General features: G+C 42.7%; 9 protein-coding genes, 3 tRNA genes and 1 other annotated feature. All 12 genes read right to left on the reverse strand.

What is annotated here, in order from left to right; translation table 11 throughout:
- Window positions 1-26: 26 nt before the first annotated feature.
- Complete coding sequence (rpoB, locus tag AC4E92_RS07340) at window positions 27-3,545, reverse strand: DNA-directed RNA polymerase subunit beta (RefSeq protein WP_490239947.1); 3,519 nt, start codon at window positions 3,543-3,545, stop codon at window positions 27-29.
- Between the two features lie 161 nt (window positions 3,546-3,706).
- A complete protein-coding gene (gene rplL, locus AC4E92_RS07345) occupies window positions 3,707-4,099 on the reverse strand; it encodes a 50S ribosomal protein L7/L12 (RefSeq protein WP_490239948.1) in 393 nt (130 codons plus the stop codon).
- A gap of 15 nt (window positions 4,100-4,114) precedes the next feature.
- Entirely contained in the window at window positions 4,115-4,657 is a 543-nt protein-coding gene (rplJ, locus tag AC4E92_RS07350; protein ID WP_490239949.1) for a 50S ribosomal protein L10, read from the reverse strand.
- 10 nt (window positions 4,658-4,667) lie between these two features.
- Window positions 4,668-4,801, reverse strand: a sequence feature (ribosomal protein L10 leader region).
- Window positions 4,798-5,502, reverse strand: a complete 705-nt coding sequence (gene rplA / locus AC4E92_RS07355) for a 50S ribosomal protein L1 (protein WP_490239950.1) — start codon at window positions 5,500-5,502, stop codon at window positions 4,798-4,800. Its footprint overlaps the feature before it by 4 nt.
- Window positions 5,503-5,522: 20 nt before the next feature.
- On the reverse strand, window positions 5,523-5,948 hold the full coding sequence (gene rplK / locus AC4E92_RS07360) for a 50S ribosomal protein L11 (RefSeq protein ID WP_490239951.1): 426 nt from the start codon (window positions 5,946-5,948) through the stop codon (window positions 5,523-5,525).
- Window positions 5,949-5,990: 42 nt separating this feature from the next.
- On the reverse strand, window positions 5,991-7,055 hold the full coding sequence (nusG, locus tag AC4E92_RS07365; RefSeq protein WP_490239952.1) for a transcription termination/antitermination protein NusG: 1,065 nt from the start codon (window positions 7,053-7,055) through the stop codon (window positions 5,991-5,993).
- A gap of 5 nt (window positions 7,056-7,060) precedes the next feature.
- Window positions 7,061-7,258 (reverse strand): preprotein translocase subunit SecE, encoded by a 198-nt coding sequence (secE, locus tag AC4E92_RS07370; RefSeq protein ID WP_490239953.1) that lies wholly within the window; start codon window positions 7,256-7,258, stop codon window positions 7,061-7,063.
- Window positions 7,259-7,284: 26 nt separating this feature from the next.
- Window positions 7,285-7,361 (reverse strand) — tRNA-Trp (locus AC4E92_RS07375).
- 5 nt (window positions 7,362-7,366) lie between these two features.
- Window positions 7,367-7,513: a 50S ribosomal protein L33 gene (gene rpmG / locus AC4E92_RS07380; protein WP_490239954.1), complete on the reverse strand. Its 147-nt coding sequence runs from the start codon at window positions 7,511-7,513 to the stop codon at window positions 7,367-7,369.
- Window positions 7,514-7,540: 27 nt separating this feature from the next.
- A tRNA-Tyr gene (locus tag AC4E92_RS07385) sits at window positions 7,541-7,627 on the reverse strand.
- Window positions 7,628-7,635: 8 nt separating this feature from the next.
- A tRNA-Thr gene (locus AC4E92_RS07390) sits at window positions 7,636-7,711 on the reverse strand.
- A gap of 111 nt (window positions 7,712-7,822) precedes the next feature.
- Window positions 7,823-9,637 carry an aldehyde ferredoxin oxidoreductase family protein gene (locus AC4E92_RS07395; protein WP_490239955.1) on the reverse strand — a complete coding sequence of 605 codons (1,815 nt, stop codon included), beginning with the start codon at window positions 9,635-9,637 and terminating at the stop codon, window positions 7,823-7,825.
- Between the last annotated feature and the right edge of the window lie 311 nt (window positions 9,638-9,948).

Genomic DNA, 9,948 nt, shown 5'->3' on the forward strand with positions numbered 1-9,948 from the left:
TTATTTTTCCCTCCTCGGCAACCTTTTCAAACCCGGTCGATATCGACTTCGTTGCCACTTTCATCAAAAACTCTCACATCGAGTGCCAATCCTCTGAGTTCTTTTATCAGCACGCGGAAGCTTTCAGGTATACCGGGTTCAGGTATGTTCTTGCCTTTGAGGATAGCCTTGTAAACCTCATTTCGACCCTTGATGTCATCAGATTTAATTGTCAGCATTTCGTTGAGAGTATGCGCGGCTCCATGGGCTTCCAGTGCCCAGACTTCCATTTCACCAAATCTCTGGCCACCGAACTGGGCTTTACCACCGAGTGGTTGCTGGTGTATCAAAGAATAAGGACCAGTAGCACGAGCGTGTATCTTGTCTTTTGCGATGTGAATGAGTTTCATCATGTAGATACATCCAACGACTATAGGCTCGGCAAATGGTTCTCCTGTTCTACCGTCTCTGAGCACGACTTTACCGGTAGTTTCCTGTTCGCTGTCTCCCTCATCAAGCCCAAGAACTCGTCTTTCTTCATAGAGCCACGGAAGAATTTCGTTCTCTTTGGCACCGTCAAAAACAGGCGTTGCAAACCAGTTGTTTGTCAACTTTGCCAGCCATCCAAGATGAGTCTCCAGAATCTGTCCCACATTCATTCTCGACGGAACACCAAGTGGGCTGAGAACTATCTGGACAGGTGTACCATCCGGTAAGAATGGCATATCTTCCTTCGGCAGGATTTTGGAAACCACACCTTTGTTTCCATGCCTTCCTGCAAGCTTATCTCCAACTTCAAGTGTTTTTCTGCATGCAACATAGACTTTCACAAGCTTGTTAACACCTGCTCCAAGGTCCGCTACATCTTCTTTGTCGAACACTTTTACATCTATGACCCTTCCGTCGGTTCCGTGAGGTAATCTGAGTGATGTATCTTTGACGTCCTTACCGCGTTCACCAAAGACAGACCTTATGATCTTCTCTTCGGGAGTCGTTTCACCCTCACCCTTTGGTGTTACTTTACCAACAAGGATGTCCTGCGGTCCAACATAAGCACCTACTCTGACGATACCATTCTCATCGAGGTTTCTCAAAAGCTCTTTGCTTACGTTCGGAATATCTACTGTTATTTCTTCAGGACCAAGTCTTGTATCCCGAGCCTGAGTTTCATAAACTTCGATATGAACGGATGTGAATGCGTCTTCCTCCAGAAGCTCCTCGCTTACAAGGATCGCATCTTCAAAGTTATAACCTTCCCATGGCATAAAGGCTACCAGCACATTTTTACCCAGGGCAAGCTCTCCCATATCCGTTGCAGGACCGTCAGCAATGACATCCCCTGCTTTCACCACATCTCCTATATTGACTATTGGTCTTTGATTCACCGTTGTATCCTGGTTGGTGCGTATGAATTTCATCAAATGATACTCATCCAGAACTGGCTTGCCATCTTTGACAACAGGTTTACCATCTTTATCGATTCTCTCAATGACAATTCTTCTTGCGTCAACTTTTCTGACTATTCCATCGTGCTTGGCTAACACAACATAACCTGAATATAAAGCCGCATCGTATTCAATACCAGTAGCAACAAATGGTGCCTCTGGTTTTACAAGTGGCACAGCCTGTCTTTGCATGTTGGAACCCATCAGAGCCCTATTGGCGTCATCATGTTCGAGAAATGGAATAAGCGCTGTAGAAACACTCACAATTTGTTTGGTTGAAACATCCATGAATTGAACTCTTTCTCTATCAACATACTGAACTCTTTCCATGAATCTCACAGGTACTTTTTCATCCACTATGTTCCCATCTTTGTCAACTTTCACTGTGCATGGAGCAATGTTATAGTGTTCTTCTTCATCCGCTGTAAGATAAACTATCTGGTCTGTCACACGACCGTTGACAACTTTCCTGTAAGGTGTTGTCAGAAAGCCGAACTTATCAAGATCTGCGTACACTGCCAGAGATGTTATCAAACCTATATTCGCACCTTCAGGTGTTTCTATGGGGCACATTCTTCCATAGTGAGAATGATGAACATCTCTGACCTCAAATCTGGCTCTTTCGCGTTTCAACCCACCTGGTCCCACAGCAGTCAAACGGCGTTTGTGAGTCAACTCTGCCAGAGGGTTCACCTGTTCCATAAACTGTGAAAGCGGGCTGGTGGCAAAAAACTGGTTGATACTTGCAATTATGGTTTTGACATTTATCAAACTCTGGACAGATATCTTGTCCAGTGAATTATAAAGGGTCAAACGTTCCTGTATCAATCTCTGAGCGCGGGAAAAAGCCCTTTCAAATTCAAGTCTTATCAATTCACCAACGGTTCTCACTCTTTTGTTTCCAAGATGGTCCTTTGTGTCCATTATCTCCGGATTCCTGCTGACATCCAGTAAATATCTTGTGGCAAGAACAATATCAAGTGTCGTGAGAACAGGATCTGTAGACTCGTAATCTCTCTTCTCAGCCTCTTTTTCTGGAACTCCCTCAATCTGCACAAGGTATTTTTTATATGCCTGATTCAATCTTTTATTTATTTTGTATCTTCCAACATCTGACAGTTCAAATCTCTCGGTATTGAAATATAGTCCTGCAAGATAAGCTCTGGCTGCATTAACTCTTGGAATCTCTCCAGGCTTTAGTTTTCTAAATATCTCCATGTGTGCTTTGTCCGAATCAACTTCACCATAGGAATCTATCATCTTTTCAAGTGTTTTCTGTGCCGCGGGATGTGCCCTCACTATAGTTGACAGTTTCGACTCTAAAATGGCTTTTGCAGCGGCTTTGGTCAGAACACCACCTTTTTCAACTACCTTTTCTCCATCGATGACAACATCTTGCAGGATAATCGAGCCAACAGCCTTTTCCATGGTGTATTCATCATCAGCATCTATTTGCTCGGGGAAAAGCTCCAAGATTTTCAAATTATCTTCATAACCAAGTGCTTTGAACAACAGGAAAAGATTTATTCGTCTTTTGCGGTCGATCCTTGCGTAGAACATATTTTCTGCCGTGTGATAGAGTATTTCCAGCCAGGCACCTCTGACTGGCAAGAAATGTGCAACGTATATGGGTGCATTCACCTGAGTTTTTGGAATCTCATCCACAAAATAAACACCAGGTGCTCTCACCAGTTGGCTTACTACAACTCTTTCGGCTCCGTTGATGATGAAGGTACCGTTCTGAGTCATGTAAGGTATCGAACCGAGGAACGCATCGTCCTGACGCATCTCACCACTGTTAACATCTGTAATTCTCACTGTTGCATAAACAGGAACCGTGTAAGTTAATCCCTTCTGTTTGCATTCCTCAACTGGTGCATTTGGTTCTCCTATCTTGGTCGAGACGAATTCCAGTAAAAGTCCCTTTTCACCTCTTTTTAAGTCACCTTTATGTGGTTGAGAACTGATCGGAGAGAATTTCTTGAGGACTTCCATTATGCCATTCTCTAAGAAATCTCTGTAGGAATCGATCTGCATGGATATGAGGTTAGGTACCTTTACTGCGTCCTGTATGCGACCGAAGGTGAGTCGTTCCCTTCTTCCATATCGAACGGTTCGCATCAAATCACCCCATTTTGTGGTAAAATCTTCTCAGGAGCAAAAAGACAAGAAAAACACAGAGTAGCAGAGACACCAAAATATGTTAACACAAAACAACCTATACCAGCGTAGCTGGTATAGGTTTGATACATATTTTTTGCCATCAAGAAAAGCTATTCACATTACTTCAAAGTAACCTCTGCTCCTGCCTCTTCAAGTTTCTTTTTCATGTCCTCTGCTTCATTCTTTGGTACACCGCTTTTAACAATAGCATCGGGGCTTCCTGCTTTTTCAACAAGGTCCTTTGCTTCTTTCAAACCGAGTCCTGTTATTTCCCTTATTACCTTGATAACTCCTATCTTGTTTGCACCAAAGCTCTTCAGTATCACATCAAATTCGTTCTTCTCTTCGGCTTGAGCCTGTGGAGCGGCACCCGCAGCTGGAGCAGCAACAGCAGCAACTGCAACAGGAGCAGCCGCTGTGACACCGAATTTTTCCTCAAGAGCCTTGACAAGCTGAGCAAGCTCAGCAACTGTTAACTTTTCAATTGCCTCAACAATTTGTTCTACAGTCATTTTACCACACCTCCACTATTGTGATTTCTTTTCTTTCACAGCGTTCAAAACGTATACGAGTTTTCTAATAGTTCCATTCAAGACATAAACCAGGTTGGTAATAGGTGCCTGCAGTCTTCCGAGTACCATCGCGTAGAGTTCTTGTTTTGTCGGGAGATTTGCCAGACTGCTAACCTGTTCACCTTCAAACCATTTTCGCTCCAGATAGACACCCTTGAAGATCCCTTCAAGTTTTCTTTCTTTTGCAAATGAATTGATAATCTTTATTGCTTCGATTGGGTCATCGGAGCGAACATACAAAACCGCTGTTGGTCCAGCCAGAACTTTCTCAAACTCATTTGGATCATAACCAACTTCCGTCAGTGCTTTACCTATAAGTGTGTTTTTGGCAACAGTAAAATGAGCTTTTCTCTGATATTTGGAATAAATCCTGCGTCTGATTTCTCTCATTGTTGCCACATTAAAACCCGTGTAGTTCACAAATAATATCATCGAAGAATCGCTGAATTCTTCTTTGAGTTTTTTCAATATCTGTTGCTTTTGCTCTTTTGTTATCAACTTCGCACCTCCTTCCAACAAAAAAGGTCTCTTACCCAAGAAGAGACCCCACGCCACAAAAAGCGTAATCTGTAACTTTGCCTCGGTAGGCGGGGAGTACCTCTTCTTATAACCTACTTTCTTCGGCGTTCTTATTCACTTTACTTTGCCGCTTCAAGATCAGCCTGATCGAGTTTTATTCCAACTCCCATCGTGGAAGTCACAACGACTTTCTTTATGAACTGTCCTTTGACTCCTGCTGGTCTGAGAGCTATTATCTGCTTATAAGCAGAAATCAGATTATCCTTCAGTTTGGAAACGTCAAAGGATCGCTTGCCGATTGGAACATGCAAACAACCGGTTTTGTCGCTTCGAACTTCTACTCTTCCCATTTTGAATTCTTTAACTGCTGACACAACATCTTCAGTCACAGTACCCGATTTTGGCGATGGCATCAAACCGCGCGGACCGAGTATCTTTCCCAGCTTACCTATGGATTTCATCATGTCTGGTGTCGCTATAGCCACATCAAAATCCGTGAAATTCTCATTTGCTATCTTTTCAACCAGCTCATCGCCGCCAACATAATCTGCCCCGGCTTTTTTTGCTTCTTCAGCCTTGTCACCCTTTGCAAAAACCAGAACTCTCACAGTTTTACCTGTTCCGTGCGGAAGTACAATTGTGCTACGAACCTGCTGTTCTGGTCTTTTTGTATCTATGTTGGTTGACATGTGCAATTCTATGGTCTCATCGAACTTTGCCGTGGCTGTCTGCTTTACCAGGTCAAGGGCTTCGTCAATTTTATAAAACCGTGTTCTGTCAACTTTGCTTCTTATTTCCTGATATCTTCTGGAGTGCTTCGGCATACGCCTCCTCCTTTCCAAAATCACTCTACTACTTCGATTCCCATGCTTCTGGCTGTGCCTTCAATTATCTTAACCGCTGCCTCAAGATCGTTGGCAGTCAGGTCGGGCATCTTTATCTTTGCAATTTCTTCTAACTGCTTTCTGGTGACTTTCCCGGCACTCTTTCGCTTTGTTTCACCAGAACCTTTTTCAAGTCCAGCGGCTTTTTTCAACAAAAACGATGCTGGTGGTGTCTTGACAACAAAACTGAAAGATCTGTCTTCATAGACCGTTATGATAACCGGTAAAATCATACCGGCTTTGTCAGCAGTCTCGGCATTGAACCTTTTACAAAATTCCATTATGTTGACTCCTCTCTGACCTAAAGCAGGTCCAACAGGAGGAGCAGGAGTTGCCTTACCAGCAGGAAGCTGCAACTTAACTTCTGCAACAACCTTCTTTGCCATTCAGTTTCCCTCCTTTGGTGGTCTGGGAATATTCCCTCCCACTCATTGAATCTTCTCTACCTCTGAAGTCTTGACGGTTACCGGTGTTTCCCTTCCAAATATCGTAACTGCAACGCGCAGTTCTTGTTTTTCTGGATCTATCTCTTTAACCACTCCGGCGAAATCCTCAAATGGTCCTGAAGTTATTTTCACAACATCACCAACGTGAAAACCGAACTCAACTTTGACCGGTCTTGCTTTTTCTTCGTATGTCTCTAACCCCGCAAGCCTTAAAATGGCACGGGCTTCTTTTGGTTTCAATTCCAGAGGCTGTCCACCAGACGAAACGAAATCTATTATATTCGGCACAGTCTTTGCAAATTGCCACGTATCATCGTTCATCATCATCTCAACGAAAATATATCCAGGAAACAATCTTCTTTTGTGAGTTTTGGCTATTCTAATCTCTTTTCGAGTCCCAAGATCCACTATCTCAACACGACCACTTGAATCAGAATAGATTTTTCTGCCTTCTGCAAGAAGCTCCCCATTTTTTACTTTTTTACCTTTACTGACCTTTTGCGAGTCAAAAACTTCTAAAGGAATGTGATATACATCTATCTCTCCATCTTCTCTCTGAACTTCGACGCGTTTAACTCTTTCGTTTTCAACTATCTTTCCATCGAGTTCACATATATACTCAAAATCCTTTGTCAATGGCATGCCCTGTTTTATACGAGCACCAACTTTTATACCAGTTTCAAGTTTTGATCCCTCTGGCAAAAAATAGGTTTTGGAATATTTTCTGTCTATAGTTTCAACAACAATTTTTCTGTAATTTCTGATGTTAACTATCGTACCACTGTGTCGAGCATGTATTGCCGGCTCTTCAGCGAGTAAATCACCTTTTTCAACATCAGAACCGTTTTTTACATTTATTTTTGCATTCAAAGAAACAGCATAGCGTTTCACAGACTTCGCAGTGGCATCGAGAATCGTTTCCTCTGGAACCAGTATTCTACCGAAAAAACGATCAGAACCTGTCGACTTTATCTTAGCCTCCAGGTTTTCCTTTGCTGCCTGTTCAAAACCCGCCATGGTTCTCAAAATGAACCACTTTTTTCTCACATATATCACCCTATACCTAAAGCCTTAAGCAACGCCCTGATACTCCCTGAAAATAGCATATCGAGCAAGAAGAAATATACTCCCATCACAAGAAGTATCAAGATAACCACAGAAGTAGAGGTCAACAGCTCATTTCTATTGGGCCAATGAGTCTTTTTTGCTTCACTGAAAACTTCTTTGAAAAACTTTTTGATCTTTTCCATCCGTATCCCTCCAGGATACAAAAAATTGGCAGGGCCGGCAGGAGTCGAACCCGCAACCCCCGATTTTGGAGACCGGTGCTCTACCCAATTGAGCTACGGCCCTGCGCCTCACTTAGCCTCATTATGAACTGTGTGCTTATCACATTTGGGACAGTACTTTTTAAGACTGAGTTTTTCCTTGGCATTTTTGCTCTTATCGGTGTAATAATTCTTGGTACCGCATACCGAACACTTGAGAGATATCTTATTCCTCATCTTTTCACACCTCTTATTCGTAAGAAATGGTGGTGAGGGGAGGATTTGAACCTCCGAAGGCGTTCCGCCAGCGGATTTACAGTCCGCCCCCTTTGGCCGCTCGGGCACCTCACCACCCATTTTGGAGCCAGCGAAGGGACTCGAACCCCCAACCTGCTGATTACAAATCAGCCGCTCTGCCGGTTGAGCTACGCTGGCACCACATCCTTGTCAATTATATTCTCTGGCACACTGCTTGTCAACTGCATATTGAAGATACAACATTTGTTCTCAAATAAGATTAAGCATTTGTATCGTATTTGGAAAAATTTAGCCAAGAACATTCCTCAAATCATCAATGACAAAACCGAGATTTTGTTTTTTCAACGTCTCAATCGTTGGTATTCCCCTTTCATCCCATCCTCTCAATCTGTAATATTCGCTGAGCAGTTGATCGTATTTATCCCTTTCAAGTTTCATTCCATCTATTTGTTGATCAAACCATCTTCTTGGAGGATAGTCCATGTACCTGTTCCAGTTTCCTTTGAATTCTCTGACAAAATAACATCTGATCAAAGAATAAACTCTGTCGGCAGCTTCGTAAATCTTTGGCAAAGTCCAATCCTTTCCAGTTATCGCACTCAAAATTTTCGCATACCATTCAAGATCAAGTCCAAGTTCTACCCACGGCAAGCGGCATGCAGTGAGCATTTCAAACATGCCACCTCTTATGCGCTGTTGTTCAACGACCTTGGCTGCTTTTTCTGGTGAATAAGTCATCACATACTTGGATGTTGCACCTTCCTCTAAAGGTGATGTGCCTATTTCCCATGCAATGACCCATGCTTCCTTGTGGTGCGCACCGATAGCACTTGTCCCATAGGCAAGAGCCATAGCAGGATATATGTAACAGTTATAGGCAGAGACCTCAAGACCCTTGACATGCATTGCGATATCTTCAAGATTCAGTTTCTCTGCTGCTACCTTGACACCTTCAGCAAGTAGATTGGCAAGTTCACCTTCTCTGTAAGAGATTTTCTTGGTCAATTCAACTGTCTTTTCATATTCTCCAAAGCTTGGTGCATCTTTTATTTTTCCTTTTTCCTTAGCCTCCATTGCAAAACTCAGAACGACACCCAGTGAAATGGTATCCATACCAAGTTCATCGGCTAATCTGTTCAAAACCGCCACCTTGTTCAGTGAAGGCATGCCCGTATTTGGACCAAGCATACCAACATTTTCATAATCAAGCTCACTCTCTTTTCCTTCCATATCAAGAACAACATTTCCACAGATCATATTGCAGTTTGGACAACCTCTTTTTGATACCTTCATCGCTTCCATGGAATATCCGTCAACAGACCGAGCATATTCGAATTTCACTTGAGAAAAGTTTCTGGTGGGTAATGCACGGTTTTTGTTAGCCCATTCAAGTGTAGCCAGAGTACCCTGTCTCATCCAGAAATCGTACGCTGGCAACTTTGGAATGGTTCTGTAAACTTCTTTTGTGTATTCTTCAAACGCTTTTTTGTCTTTCACCTCGATCTCTTTTGTCCCTTTCACAACAATGGCTTTGAGCTTTTTACTTCCCATGACCGCTCCCATACCAGGTCTTCCACCAGAACGTCCCTCTTGAGATATCACCACTGCAAATTTCACCAGATTCTCACCGGCAGGACCTATACTCAAAACTCCTACATTTTCACCGTGAACCTGTTTCAATTTTCTTTCGGTTTCAAAAGTACTCAAACCCCATATACCTTCAGCGCTCAGTATACTCACATGATCATCATCTACATAAAGATAAACAGGTCTCTCGGATGCCCCTTCTATAACAATCGCCATATAGCCAGCTTTTCTTATGTGAACAGATGCCATCGTACCGATATTCCCATCACCATACCCGCCAGTCAAAGGACTTTTGGAAGCAATGACGAGTTTACCTCCACTCGGTGTCCTCAATCCATTGAAAGGACCCGCGGCTATCACCAGTTTGTTCTCACTTGAAAATGGATCAACATCTTTCACTTCGTCCCAGATAATTTTGGCTGCAAGACCTCTTGCTCCTATAAAATCATCCAGAACTTTTTCGTCAATTTCCTCTTTTGTCACCTTTTTTGTTGAAAGATTCACTCTTAGAACCATAGACATTTCCCCCTTCTGTAAAAAGTACTCTCATTTTGAGTATAACAAATTCGACATATATTTCACAAAAACTTTCACCTTTTAACCTCGACATTCAACCAGAAAGTGATTTCGACGAAAAACTTTTTTCTCTTTGCAGTGTCGCTGTAAAATAGTGTAGAATAATTTCGAATGCGCAAAATATAGATCGATAGCGAATAAAGCCCGAATGAAGGTAGTCTCTGAAAGAGATGGAAATTGCAGCCGGGGGATCTGTGCCAGAAGCACCTTGGGCAAGTTTTGGTTGGAAAAACACGGCTCAATAGGGAAAA

The organism is Pseudothermotoga sp., assembly GCF_031962025.1.
Lineage (GTDB): Bacteria > Thermotogota > Thermotogae > Thermotogales > DSM-5069 > Pseudothermotoga_B.